The following is a 24,460-nucleotide window of genomic DNA, read 5'->3' as shown; positions in this document are numbered from 1 at the left end:
GATCCTCCGGGGTGGTGATTCGCTCACGTGCTCCGGGGTTGATGGTGACCATGATGCCGCCAAAAAGGGTCGTGGCTGTGCCAAGACACCATGCTCCTACCATCCGGACTTTCACCGTCGGTGCCGGAATTTCACCGGCTCAACCAGATCTCATCCCTGCGCTTGCTCGTTCAGGAAGTCAGACCCGGGTCGCGGACTATCACCGCCGGTTCGGAATTACACCGACCCCGGAGCACGCGAGCAACTGCTCGTTGATCCCATGTTATCCCCCGGCAGGAAGTCAGTGGCAGTGACGTCCACCCAGTGATCGAAGCCGCCAGACCATGTCGTTCGGGTCATCGGCGCCGAACACCGCCGATCCAGCCACGAAGACGTCGGCGCCTGCCTCGGCACAGCGCTCGATCGTGCTCGACCGAGACTCCCCCGTCGACCTGCAACCAGATGTCGCCACCGTGCTTGTCGATGAGCTGGCGGGCGCGCCGGATCTTGGGCAGGCACAGGTCGAGAAACTTCTGGCCGCCGAAGCCTGGCTCGACGGTCATGATCAGCACCATGTCGAGCCGGGGAGCATGTCTTCGTACGGCTCGATGGGCGTCGCCGGCTTGAGCGCCATCGACGCACGGGCGCCCTGTGCGCGGATCTCGCGGGCCAGCCGGATCGGCGCGGCGGCCGCCTCGACGTGGAACGTGATGCTGCCGGCACCCGCCTCGGCGTACGCAGGAGCCCAGCGGTCAGGGTCGGCGATCATCAGGTGGGCGTCGATCGGCTGCTTCGCAACCTTCGCGACGGCCTCGATGACGGGCAGTCCCAGCGTCAGGTTGGGCACGAAGTGGTTGTCCATGACGTCCATGTGGAGCCAGTCGGCGCCGCTGATGCGCGCGGCCTCTGCCTCGAGGTTGGCGAAGTCGGCCGACAGCATGCTGGGGGTGATCTGGATGCCCATGGCACTCAGCGTAGTGGCCCCGCTCGGGCCCCTTCAGGAGGCGTCGGGCTCGCGCAGGATGCCGTCGACGATGATGCGGAGCATGGGCTCGGACTGGGCGGGCTCGAGCCCGGCCTGGTCGACGACGCTCGCCACTCCGCTGACCAGTCGCATGACCTGCCGCGACTCCACACCGTCGCGCAGGGCGCCGAGGGAGGCTACGTGCGCGATGACCTTGTCGTTGGCGCCGACGAGCACCTGGCACTTGCGATAGATCGGCGACGACTCGTCGTCCATCGCGGCGGTCAGCTTGGCAGCCGCCCCGTTGTAGATGCCGACGTTCTCGACGAAACGACCGAACCAGGCGGTGAGGGCCTCGCCTGCCGGGAGTCCCGACCGCACGATCTCCTCGCTGTCGGCGTCGACCTGCAGGGTCCAGTCGCGCATGACGGCGTCGATCAGGTCGTCGCGGGTCGGGAAGTGCCGGTAGAGCGTGCCTGGCCCGACGCCGGCCCGCTTCGCGATGTCGTCGAGCGACGCCTCGGCCCCGTTGCTCCGGAAGGCATCACGCGCAGCGCTGACGAGCTTGTCGTAGTTGCGCTGGGCGTCGGCGCGCAAAGGCTTGACCTGCTCGTCCGGAGCCGCAGCGCCGGAATCAGTGACGGACGCCACAGACAGCCCTCCCTTGCTAAACGGAGACACTCTCCGTATTGTCGACGAAGAACCGGAGTCCTTCTCCGTTCCACTCTACTCCACCCCACACTCCCACGACAGGGAAGCTCTCCATGACATCTGTCTCCACGGCGCGACCAGCACGCAGCCGCGCGACCGTCGGGATCAGTCTCGTGCTGCTCGCCCAGCTCATGCTCGTCCTCGACGCCACCGTCGTGAACGTCGCACTCCCCCCGATCAAGGAAGATCTCGGCTTCTCGACCGCCGGCCTCTCCTGGGTCCTCAACGGCTACACCCTCGCCTTCGGCGGCCTGCTGCTGCTGGGCGGCCGGCTCGGCGACGTCTTCGGACGACTCCGGGTCTTCCAGCTTCGGGCTCGCTCTCTTCACCGCGGCATCACTCGCTGGCGGTCTCGCACCAACCGCCGACCTGCTGGTGACCGCACGGATCCTGCAGGGTGTCGGCGCCGCGATCGCCGCCCCGAGCGTGCTGGCTCTGCTCATGACCGCCACGCCCGAGGAAGGATCCCGCAACCGCGCCCTGGCACTGTTCACGGCCGTCTCCTCAGCTGGCGGCTCGCTGGGCCTGATCCTCGGCGGCGCCCTGACCGATATCGGCTCCTGGCGCTGGACGCTGTTCATCAACGTTCCCATCGGCGTCGCCGTGCTCGTGCTCGTGCACCGCTACGTCGACGAGACCGATCGACGCACCGGCCGCTTCGACGTCATCGGCGCCGCAGCCGCGACGCTGGGCGCCGTGTCACTCGTCTACGCCTTCATCAACGCACCCGATCACGGCTGGACCTCGATCGGGACCATCGGCGGCTTCGCCCTCGCAGCCGCCCTGGCCGCGCTGTTCATCCGTACCGAACGCGTCGTCCCCCACCCGCTGCTGCGCCTCGGCCTGCTGCGCGACCGCCACCGGGCCGGCGCGCTTGTGGTGATGGCCCTGCTCGTCGGATCGCAGTTCCCGATGTTCTTCCTGCTCGTGCAGTACGACCAGGCCGTGCTCGGGTTCGGTCCGTTGGCCTCGGGCTTCGCATTCTTGCCGTTGACCCTGGCGATCTTCGCGGTCTCGCGCATCTCAGCACCGTTGGTGGGGCGCTACGGCCCGCAGCGTCTCATCGCGATCGGCACGCTCGGCATGGCGGTAGCTTCCTCTGGCTCAGCCAGATCAGCACCTCCAGCGACTATGTCACCGCAGTCCTCGGGCCGATGCTCCTGAGTGGCGCGTCGGCCGGGCTGGCCTTCATGCCGACCACCGTCGCGATCCTGAACGGCGTCGAGCCCGAGCACGCCGGCGCCGCGTCCGGACTGCTGCAGACCATGCAGCAGCTGGGCGGTGCAGTCGGCCTCGCCGTGATCGTCTCGGTCTACGCCTCCGGCTCGGTACCCGGTCAGGTCGTCCCTGGAGCGCAGGCCGCCTTCCTCACAGCGATGGGCTTCGCCTTGGTGGCCTGCTTCATCGCCACCGTGATCATGCGATCACCTCGCCAGGCGGACGCGCCGATCTCAGTGTCGGCGTAGCACCGCGCAGAACATCGCATCGGTGCCGTCGATGTGGGGCCACCACTGGTGGGTGGACTCCACGTCGACGTCATCGTGTCCAGCGACCACCGCATCGACCACGCCGGTGGTCTCCCGCAGGTGTGGCGAGCACGTCGCGTAGGCCACGACCCCGCCGGGCCGCACGAGCTCGAGTGCCCGCGTGAGCAGCTGTTCCTGCAGCTTCACCAGCTGCGCAGGTCACGCGGCTTGCGCCGCCAGCGCGACTCCGGACGTCGACGAAGCGCGCCGAGGCCGGTGCACGGCGCGTCGACGAGGATCCGGTCGAACGAGCCGGGCTCCCACGGTCCTTCACGGCCGTCGAAGACCGTGACCTCGACGTTGTCGAGCTGGCGCACCCCGTGACGCACGAGCTCGGCGCGGTGCTCCTGCATCTCGTTGGCCACGAGCGAGGCTCCACGCTGGGCGGCCAAGGCTCCCAGCAGGGCCGCCTTGCCGCCGGGACCTGCACACACGTCGAGCCAGAGATCGTCCTTGCCGGTCACGTCGGCCTCGGCCAAGCTGATCGCGACGAGCTGCGAGCCCTCGTCCTGGACGCCGGCACGGCCGGTGCGCACCTGCGTGATCTCACCGGGGTCACCGCCCTCGTCGAGGATGCGGGCGTACGGCGAGAGCTTTCCGGGGGTCCCCGGAAGATCGGCGGGATCGCACAGCCCCGGCCGCGCGACCAGCGTCACCCGCGGCGGCAGGTTGTCGGCCGCGAGCAGCTTGTCGATCTGTGCGGCGTGCCCGCCGAGTGCCTCACGCAGCGCCGTGACGATCCACAGCGGGTGCGAGGTGCGCACGGCTCGGGCCTCGTCACCTTCGAGCCCCTCGGTGACGATCGCCAACCAGCCGTCGAGATCCTTCTGGCCGATCTTGCGCAACAACGCATTGGCGAAGTGCACCGGCTTGTGGCCGATCTCGCGCCGCACGACGTCGACGGTCTCGGAGACGGCAGCATGGGCTGGCACACGCATGCTCAGCAGCTGGTGGCTGCCGAGTCGCAGCGCGTCGAGCACGGGCGCATCGATCGACTTGATGCCCTTGCTCGCGACATGATCGATGATCGCGTCGTAGGTTCCCTGGCGACGGATCGTGCCATGCACGAGCTCGGTCGCAAAGGCAGCGTCACGTCCTTCGACGTGGTGCTCGTCGAGCATCGCGGGGAGGATCAGGTTGACGTAGGCATCGCGCTCGGCGACTGCTCGCAGGGCGTGGAAGGCCACTGAACGTACGGGATCGGGTCATGCTGACACCTCCGAGGTGAAGCTCGGCTCGGCGTCGAACGAGGTACCGCGCGCCCAGTCGGCGGCGGCCATCCGCTTCTTGCCGACTGCCTGCACGTCACCGAGCACGATGTCGGTCGTGGACGTGCCGACCCGAACCTCCCGCTTGCCGACCGAGATGCGGCCCGGCTCCAACGTGCGCTCGTCGCTGATCGTGGCACGACCGATCTTGACCCGGTCGTCACCCAGGACAGTCCACGCACCAGGTGCTGGCGTGCAACCGCGAATGTGCCGGTCGACCGCGAAGGCAGGACGTGTCCAGTCGATGCGTGCCTCTTCGGTCGTCAGCTCCGGGGCGTACGAGATGTTGTCCTCGGGCTGCGGGACAGCCGCGATGTCGCCGTCCTCGATGTGGTCGACGACGTCGACCAGGAGCTTGCTGCCCCAGTCGGCCAGCCGTGCGAGCAGCTTCTTCGGAGGTGTCGTCGGGGCGGATGAGCTCGGTGATCGTGCCGAGCACAGGTCCGGCATCGAGCCTTCGACCAGGCTGAACACCGTCGCGCCGGTGACCTCGTCGCCGGCCATGATCGAGCGCTGCACGGGTGCTGCACCGCGCCAGGCGGGCAGCACCGAGAAGTGCAGGTTGATCCAGCCCCACTCGGGGATGTCGAGGGCCTCGCGGCGAATCAGCGCACCGTAGGCGACGATCGGTATGCAGTCGGGAGCGATCTCGCGCAGCCGATCCATGAACTCGGGGTCGGACGGCTTGGCCGGCTTGAGCACCTCGATGCCGTGACGCTCGGCTGCCTGCGCGACAGGCGAAGCCGTGAGCGTCCGTCCTCGACCGGCCGGAGCATCGGGCCTGGTCACGACAGCGACGACCTCGTGACGACTGGCGACAAGCGCTTCGAGGGACGGGAGCGCCGTCTCGGGGGTACCTGCAAAGACGATTCTCACCCGTTGAGTCTAGGCGGTGTGCGCTGCGCCGGACTGGGCGGTGACGCGGCAGGACGCGAGGCGGTCAGAACCGCAGCGGATCGATCTGGATCCGCGGAATCGACTGCTTTGCGGCGCTGCGGATCGCCACGACCTCGCGCAGCGCGTCGGCCAGATCAGCACCCTCACGTCGGGGAGCGCGCACGATCAGCCGCTGTCCCGCCTCGGGGTCACGTGGATCAGCAGCAACCGGACCGAGCGTCTCGGCATGCTGCGTCCAGGATCGGCCAGCCAGCTCGGCCAGCACGTCGTCGTCGGCGTCGATGATCGCGAGCCGCCCGGCCGGCGGCAGATGCGTCTCCGCGCGGTCGGCCAGCCACGGACGGCGAAGCCGACGGGGTCAGCGCGCACCAATGACTGCAAGGTGGCCGGATCTCCGACCGCGACTGCCGTGGCACCGGGTCCTGCCAGCGCCAGCGCGTTGAACCAGCGACGGTGCGACTCCTCGTCGACTCGCACGTCATCGCGTCCCAGCATCAGCCAGGTGTCGAGCAGGACGACCACGCGGTAACCACCGATGAGGTGCGGCTCGGCGCCAGGCGTCGCCAGCACCAGGACGGGCCCCGGATCGACGGAGTCGACGATCGTCGATCCCCCCGACGTCACGACTGTCAGGCCGGGAAAGGCGCGACCGAACTCCTCGGCGGTGCGCAGCGCGCCGACGACCGGTGCTCGGCAAGCTGGGTGCCGTGGCACTCGCTGCACCGCCACGCCGGCTCGACCGTTCCGCACCACCGGCACGCGATGGGCTGCGAGGCCGACCGTTGCACGAGCGGTCCGTGGCAGTGGGTGCAGCGGGCCGGATGCCGGCACGTCTGGCACGCCAACGACTCGCGATAGCCCCGTCTCGGCACCTGGATCAGCACGGGGCCGTCGGCCCGGCGGATCGCCGAGAACACCACCTGAGGCAGACGCACGGGCGCAGAGCCGTCGACGACGCCATCAGTCACGGTCAGCTGCGGCCACGCGGAGCGTCGAGTCTCGCGATCGGCCACGATCTCGCCGCACCACCCGCCTTCGACGAGTGACTGGCCCTCCGCAGTGCGGGCGTGTCCCCCAGCAGGAAGGCAGTTCTCTGCTGGGTCGCTCGCACGAGCAGCACCTCACGTGCGTGCGGATAGGGCGATCGCGGCTCGGCGAACAGGTCGTCGCCGTCATCCCACATGGCGACCAGGCCGAGGTCGTGGACCGGCGCGAAGGCAGCCGCACGGGTGCCGACCACGATCTTGACGTCGCCTCGCGACAGCGCCAAGAACGACCGGTAGCGCTGCGCCGGGGGCTGACCGGCCGTCAGGATGACGTGGTGTCCCTTACCCAGGACGTCGGCGAAGGCCTTGTCCCCATCGGGCGACGTCGCGCTGGTCGGGAACGCACACGATCGTTCCGCGGCCCGCGTGCAGCGCCGCTAGGGCAGCTTGCGCGACCGACCGTGCCGGGTCATGGCCGGGGACGGCGTTCCAGCACGCCCGCGGGCTCTCTCCCGCCATCAGGGCTGCCAGGAACGCCCGGCCACTCTCGTACGCGTCCCAACCGTCACCGGACACATCTGGCAAGGACGCGGGCACGGCGGGGCGAGCCTGGGCCTCGGCCCGAGCGTGTCGCGGCGGAATGGCCAGTCGCAGGACGTCGCCCGTCACTCCCGCGTAACGATCGGCGACGGCCTCGGCGAGCGCGAGCACCTCGGGCGTCAGGACGGGCTCGGACGAGACGATCTTTGCCACGAAGGCGAGCGTGCCCGGGTGCTCGCTGGCCTCGACCCGTTCGACGAGGAAGCCGTCGACGAGCCGTCCGGCGAATCGCACCTTGACCCGGCAGCCCGGCACTGCTGCCTCGTCGAGCTCGACGGGGACCCGGTAGTCGAACGGCCGATCGAGGTGCGGGAGGCCGGAGTCGACCAGGACGCGGGCCACCGGCAGCGACGCAGCTACCTGGGGCGCGGGCTTGGTCTTCTTGGTGCTCTTCTTGACGGCCTGCTTGGCCGGCTTCTCAGCAGCAGGGACAGACGAAGGGACCAGTGCGAGCTGCTCTGGTCCCTCGTCCGACATCACGTGCCAGTTCTATCAGTCACTACCGACGCTCCACGTTGCGTCATCGAGATCGAGGGTCATAGACCTCGACAGCGATGACGCAAGCCACGGGATTCAGGCAGTTGCGGCGGCCTTCAGGGCCTCGGCGCGGTCGGTGGTCTCCCACACGATGCCCGGCAGCTCACGGCCGAAGTGGCCGTAGGCGGCAGTCTGCGCGTAGATGGGGCGCAGCAGGTCGAGGTCGCGGATGATCGCGGCCGGACGCAGGTCGAAGACCTCGAGGACGGCTTCACGGATCTTGTCGACCGGAACCGTCTCGGTGCCGAACGCCTCGACGTAGAAGCCGACCGGGTGGGCCTTGCCGATCGCGTAGGCGACCTGCACCTCGACCTTCGAGGCGAGACCGGCGGCGACGATGTTCTTGGCGACCCACCGCATCGCGTAGGCGGCCGAACGGTCGACCTTGCTCGGATCCTTGCCGGAGAAGGCACCACCGCCGTGACGGGCGTACCCGCCGTAGGTGTCGACGATGATCTTGCGGCCGGTCAGGCCGACATCGCCCATGGGGCCGCCGATGACGAACTTGCCGGTCGGGTTGACCAGGAGCCGGTAGTCGGAGGTGTCGATGTCGAAGTTCGCGAGCACGACGTCGACGACATGCTTCTTGATGTCGACGGCGAGCTGGGCGTCGAGGTCGATGCCGTCCTCGTGCTGCGTCGACAGCACGACGGTGTCGACCCGCACCGGCTTGTCGTTGTCGTCGTACTCGACCGTGACCTGGGTCTTGCCGTCAGGACGCAGGTACGGCAGCGTGCCGTCCTTGCGAACTGCCGTGCAGCTGCTCGGCGAGCCGGTGCGCGATCGTGATGGGCAGCGGCATCAGCTCGGGCGTCTCGTCGCACGCGAAGCCGAACATCAGGCCCTGGTCGCCTGCACCCTGCAGGTCGAGCGGATCGGCCGATCCCTCGGTGCGTCCTTCGAAGGCCGTGTCGACGCCCTGAGCGATGTCGGGCGACTGCGCATCGAGCGTGATCTGGACGCCGCACGAAGCGCCGTCGAATCCCTTGACCGACGAGTCGTAGCCGATCTCGAGCACGCGGTCGCGCGCGATCTTGGCGATGTCGGCGTAGGCCTCGGTCGTGACCTCGCCACCCACGACGATGAGGCCGGTCGTGATGAAGGTCTCGCACGCGACCCGGCTCTTGGCGTCCTGCGCCAGCAGCGCGTCGAGGACGCTGTCGCTGATCTGGTCGGCGATCTTGTCCGGGTGACCTTCGGTCACGGACTCGGACGTGAAGAAGCGGCTCACATTTACTCCTGAGTTGACGACTGTTCGAAAGTGTAACGAGCGGAACGTCCTGCGGTTTCGCTCAGTCCAAGCGTTGGACTACTGCGTCCCAGATGAGGTGGGACAGGGCGGACTTTGAACCGAGTGGGAACTGTTCAAGTGTGCCGTCTGCTCCGAGCAGGACGGCCTCATTGTCTTCGCGTCCGAAGACTTTTCCGGCGCTGACGTCGTTGACGACGAGAAGGTCGCAGCCCTTGCGGGCCAGCTTGGCTCGGGCGTGCTCGATGACCGTGGCGTGGGCGTCGCCGGTCTCGGCGGCGAAGCCGACGATGACGGGGCTTCTGCTCGTCCGAGCGGCCACCAGCTCGACGAGGATGTCGGGATTCTCCACGAGGTGGATCTGCGGCGCGACCCCGTCGGCGGTCTTCTTGATCTTGGCGTCGACGAACTCGGTGGGCCGGAAGTCGGCCGGTGCGGCCGCCATCACGACGGCATCGGCGTCGACAGCAGCCAGGTGCATCTGCTGACGAAGCTTCTCGGTGCTGACGACGTCGACGACATCGACCCCGGCCGGGCGGGCCAGGGAGACGTTGGCTGCCACGACCGTGACCCGGGCTCCGCGCGCGACGGCCGCCTCGGCGAGGGCGAACCCCTGACGGCCCGATGAACGGTTGCCGAGGTAGCGGACCGGGTCGAGGTACTCGCGAGTACCGCCAGCCGACACCACGACGTGGCGTCCGGCCAGATCTCGCTCACGCCCCTCGAGGACGTTGATGGCCGCCGCATAGATCTCAGCCGGCGCAGGAAGGCGCCCCTTGCCGGTGTCGACACCGGTCAGGCGTCCGACGGCAGGTTCGAGCACGATGCACCCGCGCGACCGCAAGGTCTCGACATTGGCCTGCGTGGCATGGTTCTCCCACATCTCGGTGTGCATCGCCGGAGCGAACATCACCGGACACCGTGCGGTCAGCAGCGTGTTGGTCAGCAGGTCGTCGGCGAGGCCGTGCGCGGCCTTGGCCAGCACGTTGGCCGTGGCCGGCGCGACCAGCACCAGGTCAGCCGACTGGCCGATCCGGACATGCGCTACCTGGTCGACGTTGTCGAAGACGCCGACTTGGACTGGCTTGCCGCTCAGTGCCTCCCACGTGGCAGTGCCGACGAAGTTCAGTGATGACTCCGTCGGCACGACACGGACGCTGTGACCGGACTCCGTGAAGAGTCGCAACAAGCTCCGCGGCCTTGTAGGACGCGATCCCGCCGGTGACGCCGAGGACGATCTCTGCCATGGTGCAACCTCCGGGAGGAGGTCAGGCCTTCTCTGCCGGCTGCTGCTTCGGCCTCGGGGTCGATGTCTTCGACGGTCAGCAGGTCGGCGTTGATCTCGCGCAGCGCGATCGACAGCGGCTTCTCCTGGACGCCGGTCTCGAGCAGCGGGCCGACGTACTCGAGCAGGCCTTCACCGAGCTGCGAGTAGTAGGCGTTGATCTGACGCGCACGCTTGGCGCTGTAGAGGACGAGCTTGTACTTGCTGTCCGCCTTCTCGAGCAGGTCGTCGAGGGGCGGGTTGGTGATGCCGATGGCAACTGAACGTGTCGTGGACACAAAGCCTCACAGAAAAGACGGTGTAGTGGATGTTCATGACGAACCGACCCGGCTGATGCCGGATCTGAACAAGTCTACCAATTCTTCGCAAGCCGTACCGACATCGGTGTTGATGATCGTCACGTCGAACTCCGACTCGGCAGCCAGCTGGACCCGAGCAGTCACCAGACGCCGTTCGCGTTCTTCGGCGCCTTCGGTGCCACGACCGACGAGCCGGCGCTCGAGCTCTTCGAAGCTCGGCGGCTTCAGGAAGCACATGAGCGCCTCGGGCATCGCCTCGCGCACCTGGCGCGCGCCTTGCAGATCGATCTCGAGCAGGGCCGGCCGGCCGGCCGCCAGCTGCTCCTCGACCGCAGCGCGAGGCGTCCCGTACCGAGCGGCTTTGTGGACGACGGCCCGATTCGAGCAAGCCGCCGGTCTCGACCAGGTGGTCGAACTCTTCGTCGCTGATGAAGTGGTAGTGGACGCCGTCGATCTCACCGGGACGCGCAGGCCGGGTCGTCACCGACACCGAGATCCAGATGTCGGGATGCGACTCACGTACGCATGCCGCGACGGTGCCCTTGCCGACCGCCGTCGGGCCGGCGAGCACGACGAGGCGTGAACGGGTGCTTTCGTTGAGATCAGCCACGGGCAGTGCGCTCAGCCCGTTCGGCGAACTCGGCGAGCAGCGCCGAGACCTGGTGCGCGCCGAGACCGCGCAGACGCCGACTGTCGGCGATCCCGATGCGCTGCATGATCTCTTGGGCCCGAACCTTCCCGACGCCGGGCATCGCCTGCAACAGGTCGACGACCTTCAGCTTGGCGATGATCTCGTTGGCCTTGGACTCCGCGATGACGTCGTTCAGGCTGGCCGTCGACGACTTGAGCCGGGCCTTGACGTCGGCCCCGCAGCTGCCGGGCGACGGCTGCCTTCTCCAGCGCTGCCTTGCGCTGTTCTGGTGTCAAAATCGGAAGTGCCACTGCATCAACCTTTCTGCCTCATTTGAGCGTCACGCCACATTCGCTCTTGACGTTGTCTTTGATCGCCGTGCCGTGCTCGGCGGGACCGCGTCGGTGAACTTCTCGTAGGCGCTGCTGAGCCCTGCGCTCTGCGCGGTGCTCAGCCCGGCCACGGAGTCGACCGTGACGTCCTGAGGCTTGAGGCCCGCGGCCTTCTGAGCGTCCTTGACCTCGACCATCGCAGCGGTCAGGGCCTTCCAGTCCTTGTCGACGGGATCGGGAGCGATCTTGGAGATCGAGTTGGCCGTTCGCCGGTACTTCTTGAAGGCCGTGTCGGTCTTCTTCTTGCCGAACGAGTCGAGCGCCAGACGTTCTCCTTGACCGTGGCGCAGTACTCGCTGTCGCCACCGCACCCGGCCAGGGCTGCTGCGGTGATGGTCGTCGTGGCGACCAACGCTGCTGCCTTCTTCAGGCCACGCTTGTTCATGACAGAAGCTCCTCGGGGCGACGGACATGTGCCTGGTGTCACGACCCTACAAGTTCGGCGTTGACCCGCGCCGCAGCATCGCGCAACGCCGACACGTCGGGACCTGCCGACAGCACCCGCGCGACGTCGAGGGGATGACGTTGTCGATGACGCCGGCGAACAACCTGCGGATGTCGTCGACCGTGCCGCCCTGGGCGCCGAAGCCCGGCACCAGCAGCGGTCCGTTGATCGCCAGGTCTTCGTCGGCGTCGCCGATCGTCGCGCCGACGACGGCCCCGTACGAACCCATCGGCGTCGCGCCGGCGTTGAGCTGCGAGCTGTGACAGCACGCTGCCGGCGACCGTGCCGTCTCCCACCCGGGCGTGCTGCACCTCGGGGCCCTCGGGATTCGAGGTCAGTGCCAGGACGAACACGCCGGCGTCATTCTTCTCGGCGACGTCGAAGAACGGGGCCAGCGAGCCGAAGCCCAAGAACGGGCTGACCGTGATCGCGTCGGCGGCCATCGGCGAGTCGTCATCGAGGTAGGCGTCGGCATAGGCTGCGGCGGTCGAGCCGATGTCGCCGCGCTTGACGTCGAGGACGACGAGCGAGCCGGTGTGCCGCAGGTCCTCGATCGTCCGCTCGAGGACGACCACTCCCCTGGCACCGAAACGCTCGAAGAACGCCGACTGCGGCTTGACGAACGCGACCTGCCCGGCGAAGGCCTCGACGCAGATCGACGCGAACCGGTCGAGCCCCTCGATGTCGTCGTCGAGCCCCCACTGCTCGAGCAGCGCCGCGTGCGGGTCGATGCCGATGCAGGCTGGACCGTACGCCTGCATCGCGACCCGTGCGCGGGACCCGAAGGACATCAGCTTCGCCCGGCGGTGATGGTCTTGGCCCAGTCCTGCAACGACGTGACGCCGATGCTGCCCTCGATCATCGCCTCGATGCCCTGGACTGCGGCAGCGAGCCCCTGGATCGTGGTGATGCACGGGACGCCCTCGGCGACGGCTGCCGTGCGGATCTCGTAGCCGTCGATGCGCGGGCTGCCACCCGACGTCACACCGTGCGGGGTGTCTGATGATGCAGCTGCACGTCCTGCTCGTGGATCTTCTCCACGATCGTGCTGCGGCTCTGGCCGGCCAGCGGCTCCTCGCTGGGCTTGCGGATGACAGTCGCCTTGACCCCGTTGCGGGCCAGCACGACGGCAGTACCGCTGGTCGCCAGGATCTCGAAGCCGAGATCGGCGAGCCGCTTGACCGGGAAGATCATGTGCCGCTTGTCGCGGTTGGCGACCGACACGAAGACCTTGCCCGATGTCGGCAGGTTCTGCTGCGCACCGGCCTGTGACTTGGCAAACGCCGGACCGAAGCCTGCGTCAAAGCCCATGACCTCGCCGGTCGACCGCATCTGGGACCGAGCAGCGTGTCGACGTACTTGCCTTCGAAGGTGCGGAACCGGTTGAACGGCATGACCGCTTCCTTGACCGCGATGGGCGCGGTGTCGGGCAGCCGTCCGCCATCGCCCGAGGCCGGCAGCGCACCGGCGGCACGCAGCTCGGCGATCGACTCGCCGAGCATGAGCCGCGCGGCGGCCTTGGCGAGCGGGTCGCAGTCGCCTTGGAGACGAACGGGACCGTGCGCGATGCCCGCGGATTGGCCTCGATGACGTAGAGGATGTCGGACGACAGCGCGAACTGGATGTTGATGAGTACCCCGCACCCCGACGCCCTTCGCGATCGCCTCGGTTGCCTCGCGGATGCGGGAGATCTCCAGGTCGCCCAGGGTGATCGGCGGCAGGGCGCAGGCCGAGTCGCCGGAGTGCACGCCGGCCTCCTCGATGTGCTCCATGACGCCACCGAGGAACAGCGCCGAGCCGTCGTACAGCGCGTCGACGTCGATCTCGATCGCGTCGTCGAGGAACCGGTCGACCAGCACGGGACGGTCAGGCGAGATCTCGGTGGCCCGACCGATGTAGTCGGCCAGTGTCGCCTCGTCGTACACGATCTCCATGCCACGACCGCCGAGCACGTGTACGACGGACGCACCAGGACGGGGTAGCCGATCTCGTCGGCGATCTCCTTGGCGTTCTCGAACGTCGTGGCCATGCCGTTCTTGGGGGCGACCAGGCCGGCTTCGGCGAGCACTCGGGCGAACGCTCCCCGCTCCTCCGCGAGCTCGATCGCAGCGGGCTGGGTGCCGACGATCGGGACACCGGCGGCCTCAAGGCCTGCGGCAAGACCCAGCGGGGTCTGTCCGCCGAGCTGCACGATGACACCTGCGACGGGGCCGGCGAGCTTGCTCGGCGTGGACGATCTCCAGCACGTCCTCGAGCGTCAGCGGCTCGAAGTACAGGCGGTCGGAGGTGTCGTAGTCGGTCGAGACGGTCTCGGGGTTGCAGTTGACCATGATGGTCTCGTAACCGACCTCGGAGAGCGCCATCGCGGCGTGGACGCACGAGTAGTCGAACTCGATGCCCTGTCCGATGCGGTTGGGACCGCTGCCAAGGATCAGCACGGCTGGCTTGGTGCGCGGCGCGACCTCGGTCTCCTCGTCGTACGACGAGTAGTGGTACGGGGTCGCGGCCGCGAACTCGGCGGCGCAGGTGTCGACGGTCTTGTAGACCGGGCGGACGCCGAGCGCGTGACGCACACCGCGGACGACCTCTTCGCGCATGTCCCGCAGGCCCGCGATCTGGGCGTCGGAGAAGCCGTGACGCTTGGCCTTGCGCAGCACGGCGGGATTGCGGCTCGTTGGAGTCGCGCACCTCGACGGCGATCTCGTTGATCAAGAACAGCTGGTCGACGAACCACGGGTCGATCTTGGTCGATTCGAAGATCTCGTCGGGCGTCGCACCGGCGCGGATCGCGTCCATGACGAGCTTGATGCGACCGTCGTGCGGACGGGCGATCTGCTGGAGCAGCTCGGCCTTGTCACCGGTCTCGCCGGCCCAGGTGAACACCGAGTCCTTGCGCTCCAACGAGCGCAGCGCCTTGCCCAGCGCCTCGGTGAAGTTGCGGCCGATCGCCATGGCCTCGCCGACCGACTTCATGTGAGTCGTCAGGGTCGAGTCGGCGGCCGGGAACTTCTCGAAGGCGAAGCGCGGCACCTTGACGACGACGTAGTCGAGCGTCGGCTCGAACGACGCGGGGGTCTCCTGCGTGATGTCGTTGGGGATCTCGTCGAGCGTGTAGCCGATCGCGACCTTCGCAGCGATCTTGGCGATCGGGAAGCCGGTGGCCTTGGACGCCAGCGCCGACGACCGCGAGACACGCGGGTTCATCTCGATGACGACGATGCGGCCGTCCTCGGGGTTGACCGCGAACTGGATGTTGCAGCCACCCGTGTCGACGCCGACCTCGCGGATGATGCCGATCGAGATGTCGCGCAGCTTCTGGTACTCGACGTCGGTCAGGGTCATCGCGGGGGCAACCGTGATCGAGTCGCCGGTGTGGACGCCCATCGGGTCGAAGTTCTCGATCGAGCAGACGATCACGACGTTGTCGGCGGTGTCGCGCATGACCTCGAGCTCGTACTCCTTCCAGCCGAGGATCGACTCCTCCAGGAGCACCTCGGTGGTCGGGCTGAGCGCCAGACCCGAACCGGCGATGCGGTAGAGGTCTTCCTCGTTGTACGCCAGTCCTGAGCCGCTTCCGCCCATCGTGAAGCTGGGTCGCACGACCACGGGGTAGCCGCCGAGCTCGGGCACACCGGCCAGGCAGTCCTCCATGCTGTGGCAGATGACCGAGTTGGCCGACTCCGCACCCCACTCGGGCGGCAGCGTCGCGACGACCTCCTTGAAGGACTCGCGGTTCTCGCCCTTCTCGATGGCCTCGATCGAGGCGCCGATGAGCTCGACGTCGTACTTCTCCAGCACCCCCGCCTCGTGCATCTGGATCGCAGCGTTGAGCGCCGTCTGGCCGCCGAGGGTCGCGAGCAGCGCGTCGGGGGCGCTCCTTGGCGATGACCTTCTCGACGAACTCGGGCGTGATCGGCTCGATGTAGGTCGCGTCGGCGAACTCCGGGTCAGTCATGATCGTGGCCGGGTTGGAGTTGATCAGGATGACCCGGATGCCCTCCTCCTGGAGGACACGGCACGCCTGGGTGCCCGAGTAGTCGAACTCGCACGCCTGACCGATGACGATCGGACCCGAGCCGATGACCAGGACGGACTTGATATCAGTGCGCTTCGGCATTACGCGTCCACCTTGCTGGTCGAGCCTGTCGAGGCCATGAGGTCTACAAAACGGTCGAAGAGGTAGGCCGCATCGTGGGGGCCGGCAGCCGCTTCTGGGTGGTACTGGACGCTGAACGCGGGCTGCTCCAGCAGGGCGAGCCCTTCGACGACGTCGTCGTTGAGGCACACGTGGGTGACTCGCCCGGCACCGTACGGTGTCTCGAAGGTGCCGGTGATCGGCGCATCGACCGCGAAGCCGTGGTTGTGCGCGGTGATCTCGACCTTGCCGGTCGTCAGGTCCTGCACGGGCTGGTTGATGCCGCGGTGTCCGTAGACCAGCTTGTAGGTCCCACGGTCGAGCGCCCGGCCGAAGATCTGGTTGCCCAGGCAGATGCCGAAGTAGGGCAGCTTGGCCGCGAGCACCTGCTTGAGCACGCCGACCGCGTGGTCGGCGGTGCCCGGGTCACCGGGTCCGTTCGACATGAAGACGCCGTCGGGGTTGACCCGCGACGATCTCGTCGTAGGTCGTCGTGGCCGGCATGACGTGCACCTCGATGCCGCGCTCGGCCATCCGGCGCGGGGTCATGCCCTTGATGCCGAGGTCGATCGCGGCGACCGTGAAGCGCTTCTCGCCGACAGCCGGCACGACGTACGTCTGCTCGGTCGTGACATCGGCCAGGAAGTTGGCGCCCTTCATCGTCGGCGCGGCCTGGACCCGGGCCAGCACCTCGGCGACGTCGGTGCTGGTCGAGCTGATCGCACCGCGCATGGAGCCACGCTCACGCAGGTGACGGGTCAGTGCGCGTGTGTCGATGCCGGAGATTCCGACGACGTCCTGCTTGACGGCTCTTCGTCGAGCGAACGGTCAGAGCGCCAGTTGCTGCGCACGCGAGCCGGGTCACGGACGATGTAGCCGTCGACCCAGATGCGGCGCGACTCGAAGTCTTCGTCGTTGACGCCGGTGTTGCCGACGTGCGGCGCAGTCATCGCGACGATCTGGCCCTTGTAGGACGGATCGGTCAGCGTCTCCTGGTAGCCGGTCATGCCGGTCGAGAACACGATCTCGCCGATCGTCTCACCGACGGCGCCGTACGACTCGCCGCGGAACACGCGCCCGTCCTCGAGGACCAGGATTGCTTCGGTCGTCGTCATGCGTTCACACCTTCTACGAGTGCACGGTCCTGGACGGTGGGGTTGCCACGCAGGAACGTTGCGACGATTTCGCCGGGCAGGGTCAGCCCGGCGTAGGGGTTGTTGCGCGACAGAGAGGCGGTGTCGCGCGGGTCGATCGTGCGGGTGGCTGCGGGGTCGACCAGCACGATGTTGGCCGGCTCCCCCACCTCGAGCGGACGGCCGTGGCCGGCCACTCGACCGATCGACGCGGGCTTGGTCGACATCTTCTCAGCGACCTGAGCCCAGGTGAGGCGTCCGGTGTCGACCATGGTCTGCTGGACGACCGACAGCGCGGTCTCGAGCCCGAGCATGCCGAACGCTGCGGCGGACCACTCACACTCCTTGTCCTCCATGGGGTGCGGTGCGTGATCGGTCGCGACGATGTCGATCGTCCCGTCGGCCAGGCCGTCACGGACTGCCTCGACGTCGTCGTTGGAGCGCAGCGGCGGGTTGACCTTGTAGATCGGGTCATAGCTGCGCACCAGGTCGTCGCTGAGCAGCAGGTGGTGCGGGGTGACCTCGGCCGTGACGTCGATGCCGCGGCTCTTGGCCCACCGGATGATCTCGACCGATCCGCGGGTCGACAGGTGGCACACGTGCAGGCGCGAGCCGACGTGCTCAGCCAGCAGCACGTCGCGGGCGATGATGGCCTCTTCGGCGACGGCCGGCCAACCCGTGAGTCCGAGCTCGCCCGACAGCGGGCCCTCGTTCATCTGGGCGCCTTCGGTGAGTCGCGGTTCCTGAGCGTGCTGGGCGATGACTCCGTCGAATGCCTTGACGTACTCGAGCGCCCGTCGCATCAGGACGGCGTCGGAGACGCACAGGCCGTCGTCGCTGAACACCCGGACACCGGCGGCCGAGTCGGCCATCGCGCCGAGCTCGGCGACTGCTGACCCTTCAGGCCGACCGTGACGGCGCCGACGGGCTGGACGTCGCAGTAGCCGCCCTCGCGGCCCAGACGCCAGACCTGCTCGACGACACCGGCAGTGTCGGCGACCGGGGACGTGTTGGCCATGGCATGCACGCAGGTGAACCCGCCACGGGCAGCGGCCCGCGAGCCGGTCAGGACCGTCTCGGCGTCTTCGCGTCCGGGTTCGCGGACGTGCGTGTGCAGGTCGACGAGACCCGGAAGGGCGACCAGGCCCGCGGCTTCGACAACTTCGTCGCCGTCGAGATTTGCTCCGATGGCCGCGATGACGCCGTCCTCGATCAGGATGTCGGCAGTGTTCTCACCGAGGATGTTCGCTCCCCTGATGACGATGCTCATTCACGTTCCCTATCGGTCGAGTCTTGTTCTGCTGAGTCTCCGGCGGCGCCGCCGAGGAGGAGGTACAGGACGGCCATACGAACGGCCACACCGTTGGTGACCTGCTCGACGATGACCGAGCGGCCGGAGTCGGCGACGTCGGCCGTGATCTCCATGCCACGGTTCATCGGGCCAGGGTGCATCACGATCGCGTGGTCGGGCAGCCGGTTCATCCGCACGGTGTCGAGGCCGTAGCGGCGCGAGTACTCGCGCGCACTGGGGAAGTACGAGGCGTTCATGCGTTCGGCCTGCACCCGCAGCATCATGACCGCATCGGCCTTCTCCAGCGAGGAGTCGAGGTCGTACGACGTCTTGACCGGCCAGTGCTCGATGCCGACCGGCAGCAGCGTGGGCGGCGCGACGATCGTGACGTTGGCGCCGAGCGTCTTGAGCAGCAGGACGTTGGAACGCACCACACGGGCTGTGGAGCACGTCGCCGACGATCGTGATGTTCTTGCCGTCGAGGCTGCCATCGCCGTCCTTGGCCAGGTGCCTGCGCATCGTGAACGCGTCGAGCAGTGCCTGCGTGGATGCTCGTGCGTGCCGTCACCAGCGTTGATGACGGCGCCCTTGGTCCACTTGGCCTGCGCGAGACGGTGCGGAGCACCCGACGAGTGGTGCCGGATGATGACCGCGTCGGCGCCCATCGCCTGCAGCGTCAGCGCGGTGTCCTCGAGGCTCTCGCCCTTCGACACGCTCGAGCCCTTGGCCGAGAAGTTGATGACGTCGGCGCTCAGCCGCTTGGCCGCAGCCTCGAAGGAGATGCGGGTGCGGGTCGAGTCCTCGAAGAAGAGGTTGACGACGGTGCGTCCGCGCAACGTCGGCAGCTTCTCGATCGGCCGGCTCGCCACGCCGAGCAGCCTTCGGCGGTGTCGAGCACCTGGATCGCATCGGCGCGGTTGAGATCGCCCGCACTCAGGAGGTTCTTGATCATGCCGTCGCCCTCTCGAAAAAGGAGCAAGGCAGCGACGGCATGATTGCGCTGTCTTTCGCTCGCTGGCGCTCGCTGATGCCGCTCCCCCTCGAATCGCGACAGCGTCGACCTCGTCTGTCTCGACCAGCGTCACCTTGACCCGTTCGGCCAGGGACGTCGGCAGGTTCTTGCCCACGAAATCGGCCCGGATCGGCAGCTCGCGGTGACCGCGGTCGATCAGCACGGCGAGCTGGACGGCCTTGGGACGGCCCAGCTCGTCCAGGGCATCGAGCGCGGCGCGGATCGTGCGGCCCGAGAACAGCACGTCGTCGATCAGCACGACGACCTTGCCGTCGATGTCGTCGGGAATCTCGGTGTGCTCCAGCGCGCGGGCCGGCTTGAGCCGCAGGTCGTCGCGGTACATCGTGACGTCGAGTGCCCCGGCGGTGATCGTGCGTCCTTCGACCTCGGACATGCGCTGCGCGATCCGGCGGGCGAGATGGACGCCGCGGGTCGGGATGCCGAGGAGGACCAGTCCGTCGGAGTCGCGGTTGCGTTCGAGGATCTCGTGCGTGATGCGGGTCAGAGCCCGGGAGATGTCTTGATCGTCGAGGACCGTGCGAGCATTGTCGCCGATGTCGTCGTGGGCATTGCCAGCACGTGAAGCGTCCGTAGGCGCGACCATGACTGACCTCCTTCTCCGCCTCTCGGGACGGCCGTTAAAGGATGTCGTTGAACAGTCCGAGCCTAGCAGCGTGAGCGCCCTCACGCTGATGCGGCCCACCCACTCCTCGAGCACTCCGACTGCCTGGCGATGCTTGGTTTCCCACCCTTCGACATGCCTGATGACCCGATACCTGAGGATCGTTGAATGACAAGCGCCCCACACGAGATCTCCGCGCTGCCGGTCGTCGTCCCGCTCGCCGCACTGGCCTTCGCCGCCATGCTGTGGCGGCTGCACCGCCGCGCCGCGTGGTCGATCCCTCGGGTCGTGGTCGCCGCTGCGGTGTGCGTCTATGGCGCTGGCATCATCGCGAACACCGTCTTCCCGATCCTCATCGACTCACCTGCCTCTGGGCCGTCGTGGCCGTCGCTGATCAACCTCGCCCTCTTCGTCGACACCGAGTGGTTCGACATGCTCAGCAACGTCCTGGTCTTCGTGCCGCTCGGCTTCTTGCTGCCGCTCGTCACTCGGGCGCGTACCCCGAGGCGAGTAGCGCTCTACGGATTCGCGATCAGCCTGACCATGGAGACCGCCCAGTTCGTCAACGCCGTCACAGGTCACGGCGGCCACATCGCCGACGTCAACGACCTGTTGGCCAACTCCCTGGGCGCGGTCGTGGGATATGCCCTCTTCCGGGCTTGCCTCCGCCTGCCGGCTGCTCGCCGACTGGCCGACGCCGCACGCTGGACAGAGGTCCCGTGGGACGATCAGCTCGCGGTCTCTGCAATTGCAGAGACCGACCCTGACTCCCCTTGACCGGTTGGCGCCGCTGAATTGGCCTGTGGCATGATGGTCTCGCTGCTTCGGCAGCACCTGCGGACGTAACTCAATTGGCTAGAGTCTCTGCCTTCCAAGCAGAATGTTGCGAGTTCGAGTCTCGTCGTGCCGCTCCCACCAAGAAGGGCCCCTCGTCGAGGGGCCCTTCTGTCATGTCCAGCATCAGCCACAGACCTCAGCTCGTCAGGTCCTTCATCATCTTCAGCGTCTCGGGCGAGCCGTTGACGATCATCGTCGTCACGAGCGAGTCGTGCCACGGCGCGATGTCCTCGGCGATCTTCTCGCGCGGTCCGATCAGCGAGATCAGCTGCGACCATCTCCAGCGTCACTGCCTTCTCGGCCTCGGCCTTGCGGCCCGACAGGTAGAAGATCCTGGATCTTGTCGCACTGCTCCTCGTAGCCCATGCGGTCGAACACGGCCTTGTGGAAGTCGCACCCTTGGCCCCATGCCACCGATGTACAGCGCCATCATGGGACGGATGCGATCGGCGGCCGCGTTGACGTCGTCGTCGACCTCGACGTTGACCATGCAGGCCACCTCGAAGTTGTCGATCGTGTTGCGGGCGCCTTCCTGGCGAAGCCCACACCGAGCGCCTCACGGTAGTGCGCATCATCGGTCGGGCGTAGAACAGCGGCAGCCAGCCGTCAGCGATCTCGGCGGCCAGGGCGACGTTCTTCGGCCCCTCAGCTGCCAGCAGGATCGGGATGTCGGTGCGCAGCGGGTGGATCGTCGAGCGCAGCGGCTTGCCGAGATTGGCACCGCCCTGGAACGGGATCTGGAAGAACTCGCCGTCGAACTCGACCTTCTGGCGTTCCATGGTCTGCCGCATGATCGCGATGTACTCACGGGTGCGCGCCAAGGGCTTGGGGTACGGCTGGCCGTACCAGCCTTCGACGACCTGCGGGCCGGATGCGCCGAGGCCCAGCATGACCCGACCGCCGCTGAGGTGATCGAGCGTCATGGCTGCCATCGCCGTGGCGACCGGCGTGCGGGCAGACATCTGGGCGATCGCCGTCCCGAGCTTGAGGTTCTGCGTCGTCGCGCCGTACCAGGTCAGCGGCGTCAGGGCATCCGAGCCGTACGCCTGGCCGTCCACATCGAGTCGAAGCCGAGATCATCGGCGGTGCGGACCAGCTCTGCCATGCCGGGGGGCGGGCCGGCCGACCAGTATCCGAGAGAAAGACCCAGCTTCATTCGTGACCTCCTGTGAAGTGTTGACTCCCCACAGATTGCCACACTTATTGCGCAACCAGTTGCATAGGTCGAAAACTTCCTCAGCGTTCGTGCACCCGGCTGAGGATCAGCACCGCACGGTCGTCGTCTCCTGACGTGACCAGGTTGAGCACCCGGCGCGGGGCCTGATCGAATCCGCTCGCGACGACATGAGCCGCGCTCTCGCGGAGCCATTCGATACCACTCGTGAAGTCCTGGGTGCGCGACTCGACGACCCCGTCGGTGTAGAACATCAACGCGTCGCCGACCTCGAGACGGCCCGTGGTCTGCTGGAAGTCGGGGCGCTTCGTGATGCCCAGCGCGGGTGCCCCGCGCCCCGTCGAATGTCCCAGACCTCACGGCGCGCATCCCAGCGCAACGCAGGCGGATACCGGCATTGATGATGGCGTACTCGCCGGTCGTCAGGTCGACCAGGACGTGTACTGCCGTCGCGAAGCCCTCGTCCAGTTCTGGCGCAGCAAGAAGTCGTTGCCTGCCGAGAACAGACCGATCGGAGGCAACGCACCGATCAGTCCACCCAGCGCCCCTGCGAACTGGAGCGACTCGGGTTCCGGCGGCCACGCCCTTGCCGCACACGTCGACCAAGATCATCTCGAGCTGGGTCTGGTCGTCCGACAGGTTCGCCACCAGGAAGTCGCCGGCGAACTCGTGCCCCCGGCCGACGCCATGGCCGACTGCGAGCGCCACCCCTCGGGCAGTGGCGGCACGACGCCCTGAGCCTGCAGCTCGTCGCGCAGGTCGACCAGCATCGCCTCACCGAGCGGTCCGGGAAGACCGCTTCGATGGCGGCTGGACTCGTACAGGACGATCGCCGCCACCAGGACCATGACCAGCAGCGTGCTGACCCGGCCGCCCGTGATGCCCGGCTCGCCGTGGCCGGTTGCCTCCAGGTAGGCGTGGGTGACCGTGATCGCGACGCACACGAAGATGAAGAGCACCAGGAGGAGCAGCGGCCGATAACGCAGCGCCATGGTGCCCAGCAGCAGCGGGATCACGAATGCCGCAGCAGGCACGACGTCGTAGTTCACGATCGACCCGGCCAGCAGCAGCAAGGTCAAGATGTTCAATGCTGCGAGGACCGCGACCTGTCCTTCTGTCGTCCCCGTGCGCCACCGCACGATGCGGTCGTCCAGATACCCGGCCACGCTCGGAAGCAATCGTCGGAAGCTTAGGCATCACCTGGGAAACCCTATCGGCGTTACTGGCATGTCGGGCACCAAAACAGGTTTCTGGCGGCGACAACTCTGCGCCGGACAGCGGTGCCGCAGACCAGGCAACCCTGCCCGTCTCGGCGGTAGACGTAGACCTCTCCCCCGTGGTCGTCGGCGCGCGGCTCACGACCCATCGCGTCGGGCTCATGTTCTGGACGCACCGTGTCGATGCGACCGCGTTCGACGCCGACCTGCATCAGGTCGACCAGGTCGGACCAGATCGCGTTCCACCGCACCTTCGAGATGCGTCGCCCGGCCGTCATCGGAGCGACGTGCTGCCGGAACAGCACCTCGGCGCGGTACACGTTGCCGACGCCGGCCAGGACCGACTGATCCATCAGCAGGGTCGCAATCGGAGCGGACGAGCGGTGGGATCCGCGACCACGCCCGCTCCGGATCGGCGTCGGCGCGCAGCGGGTCGGGTCCGAGCCTGGTCATGATGGCCTCGACCTCTGGGGGTGCCAAACAGCTCCGCAAGCGCTGGGCCCGCGTAGATCAGCCGTGTGGTCCGACTCGAGGCGCCACCTGACCTGGCCGACGACCGGGCGTCCAACACCCGGTGAGATCGCGAACGTCCCGTAGAGCCCCAGGTGCACGTGGACCTGATCGGGCACGTCGGCGAACGAGACGAACAGGTGCTTGCCCCACGCCTCCGCAGTCTCCAGGACTCGCCCGTCAAGCCGTGCCGACTCGGCAGCGAAACGGCCCTGCGGGCTCGACAAGGCGACCCGTCGAGCTGCGAACGTGTCGCTCAGGTCACCGGCGAGCCGGTGGAGCGTGTGGCCTTCAGGCAAACTTGCCGGTCGTCTCGTACGACAGCAGCATGTCGATCCGGCGCTGGTGCCTGGCCTCGTCGCTCCACGGCGTGGTCAAGAAGGCCTCGACGATCGCGGTGGCCTCGTCGGCGGTGTGCATGCGCGCACCGACCGCGACGATCTGGGCGTTGTTGTGCTGACGAGCCAGCGAGGCAGTCTCGGTGCTCCAGGCCAGGGCGGCGCGGGCGCCGGTGACCTTGTTGGCGGCGATCTGCTCGCCATTGCCCGATCCGCCGATCACGACACCCAGCGAGCCCGGCTCTGCCACGGCCGCAGCAGCGGCGTCGACGCAGAACGGCGGGTAGTCGTCGAGCGCATCGTAGGCGTGCGCACCGTGATCGACCGGCTCGTACCCGTTGGCCGTCAGCCAGGAGATGAGGTGGGCCTTGGCTCGAAGCCGGCATGGTCAGCTGCAATGTGGACGCGCATGAGCGAATTCT

At 67.7% G+C, this 24,460-nt stretch carries 14 protein-coding genes, 1 tRNA gene, 15 pseudogenes and 1 riboswitch; of the genes and pseudogenes, 5 read left to right on the top strand and 25 right to left on the bottom strand.

The window, feature by feature from the left end:
- Positions 1-87: 87 nt before the first annotated feature.
- Positions 88-239, bottom strand: a riboswitch (FMN riboswitch).
- 96 nt (positions 240-335) lie between these two features.
- Positions 336-919, bottom strand: a pseudogene (gene rpe / locus ACHMWU_RS14775) (ribulose-phosphate 3-epimerase).
- A 57-nt stretch (positions 920-976) separates the two neighbouring features.
- Positions 977-1,594, bottom strand: coding sequence for a TetR/AcrR family transcriptional regulator (locus ACHMWU_RS14770; RefSeq protein ID WP_396044776.1), 618 nt, complete (start codon positions 1,592-1,594; stop codon positions 977-979).
- 113 nt (positions 1,595-1,707) lie between these two features.
- On the opposite strand from ACHMWU_RS14770, the pseudogene ACHMWU_RS14765 reads away from it, so the two are divergent.
- The 3 genes and pseudogenes from ACHMWU_RS14765 to ACHMWU_RS14755 all read left to right on the top strand — a co-directional run.
- Positions 1,708-1,947 (top strand): annotated as a pseudogene (locus ACHMWU_RS14765) (MFS transporter); the annotation flags it as partial.
- Complete coding sequence (locus ACHMWU_RS14760; RefSeq protein WP_396046776.1) at positions 1,841-2,818, top strand: MFS transporter; 978 nt, start codon at positions 1,841-1,843, stop codon at positions 2,816-2,818. The pseudogene ACHMWU_RS14765 and the gene ACHMWU_RS14760, both read left to right, overlap by 107 nt.
- Positions 2,809-3,120, top strand: a complete 312-nt coding sequence (locus ACHMWU_RS14755; RefSeq protein ID WP_396047006.1) for a hypothetical protein — start codon at positions 2,809-2,811, stop codon at positions 3,118-3,120. The genes ACHMWU_RS14760 and ACHMWU_RS14755 overlap by 10 nt, the downstream gene beginning before the upstream one ends.
- Here ACHMWU_RS14755 and ACHMWU_RS14750 read toward each other — a convergent pair.
- From ACHMWU_RS14750 to pyrR, 17 genes and pseudogenes are all read right to left on the bottom strand, one after another.
- Positions 3,106-4,367: pseudogene (locus ACHMWU_RS14750) on the bottom strand (RsmB/NOP family class I SAM-dependent RNA methyltransferase). The gene ACHMWU_RS14755 and the pseudogene ACHMWU_RS14750 sit on opposite strands and share 15 nt — an antisense overlap.
- A gap of 18 nt (positions 4,368-4,385) precedes the next feature.
- Positions 4,386-5,324, bottom strand: a complete 939-nt coding sequence (gene fmt, locus ACHMWU_RS14745) for a methionyl-tRNA formyltransferase (RefSeq protein ID WP_396044775.1) — start codon at positions 5,322-5,324, stop codon at positions 4,386-4,388.
- A 186-nt stretch (positions 5,325-5,510) separates the two neighbouring features.
- Positions 5,511-6,074, bottom strand: coding sequence for a hypothetical protein (locus tag ACHMWU_RS14740; RefSeq protein WP_396044774.1), 564 nt, complete (start codon positions 6,072-6,074; stop codon positions 5,511-5,513).
- Between the two features lie 241 nt (positions 6,075-6,315).
- Entirely contained in the window at positions 6,316-6,615 is a 300-nt protein-coding gene (locus ACHMWU_RS14735; protein ID WP_396044772.1) for a hypothetical protein, read from the bottom strand.
- Between the two features lie 58 nt (positions 6,616-6,673).
- Complete coding sequence (locus ACHMWU_RS14730; RefSeq protein ID WP_396046774.1) at positions 6,674-7,408, bottom strand: hypothetical protein; 735 nt, start codon at positions 7,406-7,408, stop codon at positions 6,674-6,676.
- 96 nt (positions 7,409-7,504) lie between these two features.
- Positions 7,505-8,699, bottom strand: a pseudogene (gene metK / locus ACHMWU_RS14725) (methionine adenosyltransferase).
- A gap of 61 nt (positions 8,700-8,760) precedes the next feature.
- Positions 8,761-9,864, bottom strand: a complete 1,104-nt coding sequence (gene coaBC / locus ACHMWU_RS14720; protein WP_396044770.1) for a bifunctional phosphopantothenoylcysteine decarboxylase/phosphopantothenate--cysteine ligase CoaBC — start codon at positions 9,862-9,864, stop codon at positions 8,761-8,763.
- Positions 9,865-10,001: 137 nt separating this feature from the next.
- Positions 10,002-10,280 (bottom strand): annotated as a pseudogene (gene rpoZ, locus ACHMWU_RS14715) (DNA-directed RNA polymerase subunit omega); the annotation flags it as partial.
- Positions 10,281-10,313: 33 nt separating this feature from the next.
- Positions 10,314-10,911: pseudogene (gene gmk / locus ACHMWU_RS14710) on the bottom strand (guanylate kinase).
- Positions 10,904-11,243, bottom strand: a pseudogene (gene mihF / locus ACHMWU_RS14705) (integration host factor, actinobacterial type). Before mihF ends, gmk begins: the two co-directional pseudogenes overlap by 8 nt.
- A gap of 29 nt (positions 11,244-11,272) precedes the next feature.
- Positions 11,273-11,737: a hypothetical protein gene (locus ACHMWU_RS14700; protein ID WP_396044768.1), complete on the bottom strand. Its 465-nt coding sequence runs from the start codon at positions 11,735-11,737 to the stop codon at positions 11,273-11,275.
- 10 nt (positions 11,738-11,747) lie between these two features.
- The gene (pyrF, locus tag ACHMWU_RS14695; RefSeq protein ID WP_396044766.1) at positions 11,748-12,560 is read right to left on the bottom strand and encodes an orotidine-5'-phosphate decarboxylase; all 813 of its coding nucleotides are present in this window, start codon (positions 12,558-12,560) and stop codon (positions 11,748-11,750) included.
- Positions 12,560-15,886: pseudogene (carB, locus tag ACHMWU_RS14690) on the bottom strand (carbamoyl-phosphate synthase large subunit). Before carB ends, pyrF begins: the two are co-directional and overlap by 1 nt.
- Positions 15,886-17,019, bottom strand: a pseudogene (gene carA / locus ACHMWU_RS14685) (glutamine-hydrolyzing carbamoyl-phosphate synthase small subunit). Before carA ends, carB begins: the two co-directional pseudogenes overlap by 1 nt.
- Positions 17,016-18,307: pseudogene (locus tag ACHMWU_RS14680) on the bottom strand (dihydroorotase). The pseudogenes carA and ACHMWU_RS14680 overlap by 4 nt, the downstream one beginning before the upstream one ends.
- Positions 18,304-19,131, bottom strand: a pseudogene (locus ACHMWU_RS14675) (aspartate carbamoyltransferase); the annotation flags it as partial. The pseudogenes ACHMWU_RS14675 and ACHMWU_RS14680, both read right to left, overlap by 4 nt.
- Positions 19,132-19,362: 231 nt before the next feature.
- Positions 19,363-19,944, bottom strand: a pseudogene (gene pyrR, locus ACHMWU_RS14670) (bifunctional pyr operon transcriptional regulator/uracil phosphoribosyltransferase PyrR); the annotation flags it as partial.
- 186 nt (positions 19,945-20,130) lie between these two features.
- Between pyrR and ACHMWU_RS14665 the strand changes: the two are divergent.
- Complete coding sequence (locus ACHMWU_RS14665; RefSeq protein WP_396044764.1) at positions 20,131-20,739, top strand: VanZ family protein; 609 nt, start codon at positions 20,131-20,133, stop codon at positions 20,737-20,739.
- A 59-nt stretch (positions 20,740-20,798) separates the two neighbouring features.
- Positions 20,799-20,873, top strand: a tRNA-Gly gene (locus ACHMWU_RS14660).
- A gap of 212 nt (positions 20,874-21,085) precedes the next feature.
- Here the strand turns inward: ACHMWU_RS14660 and ACHMWU_RS14655 are convergent.
- From ACHMWU_RS14655 to ACHMWU_RS14630, 6 genes and pseudogenes are all read right to left on the bottom strand, one after another.
- Positions 21,086-21,289: a hypothetical protein gene (locus tag ACHMWU_RS14655; RefSeq protein ID WP_396044762.1), complete on the bottom strand. Its 204-nt coding sequence runs from the start codon at positions 21,287-21,289 to the stop codon at positions 21,086-21,088.
- A gap of 145 nt (positions 21,290-21,434) precedes the next feature.
- Positions 21,435-21,857: pseudogene (locus tag ACHMWU_RS14650) on the bottom strand (LLM class flavin-dependent oxidoreductase); the annotation flags it as partial.
- Positions 21,858-22,035: 178 nt separating this feature from the next.
- Positions 22,036-22,293, bottom strand: a complete 258-nt coding sequence (locus ACHMWU_RS14645) for a SpoIIE family protein phosphatase (RefSeq protein ID WP_396046772.1) — start codon at positions 22,291-22,293, stop codon at positions 22,036-22,038.
- A gap of 288 nt (positions 22,294-22,581) precedes the next feature.
- Positions 22,582-23,139, bottom strand: coding sequence for a hypothetical protein (locus ACHMWU_RS14640; RefSeq protein WP_396044760.1), 558 nt, complete (start codon positions 23,137-23,139; stop codon positions 22,582-22,584).
- Positions 23,140-23,192: 53 nt separating this feature from the next.
- Positions 23,193-23,999: pseudogene (locus tag ACHMWU_RS14635) on the bottom strand (Fpg/Nei family DNA glycosylase).
- Positions 23,992-24,449 (bottom strand): annotated as a pseudogene (locus ACHMWU_RS14630) (ribose-5-phosphate isomerase). Before ACHMWU_RS14630 ends, ACHMWU_RS14635 begins: the two co-directional pseudogenes overlap by 8 nt.
- Between the last annotated feature and the right edge of the window lie 11 nt (positions 24,450-24,460).

Origin of the sequence: Aeromicrobium sp. UC242_57 (assembly GCF_044452305.1) — a bacterium.
Classification (GTDB): domain Bacteria; phylum Actinomycetota; class Actinomycetes; order Propionibacteriales; family Nocardioidaceae; genus Aeromicrobium.
The sequence above is the reverse complement of the archived record's forward strand: the minus strand, read 5'-3'. Positions and strand labels throughout refer to the sequence as shown.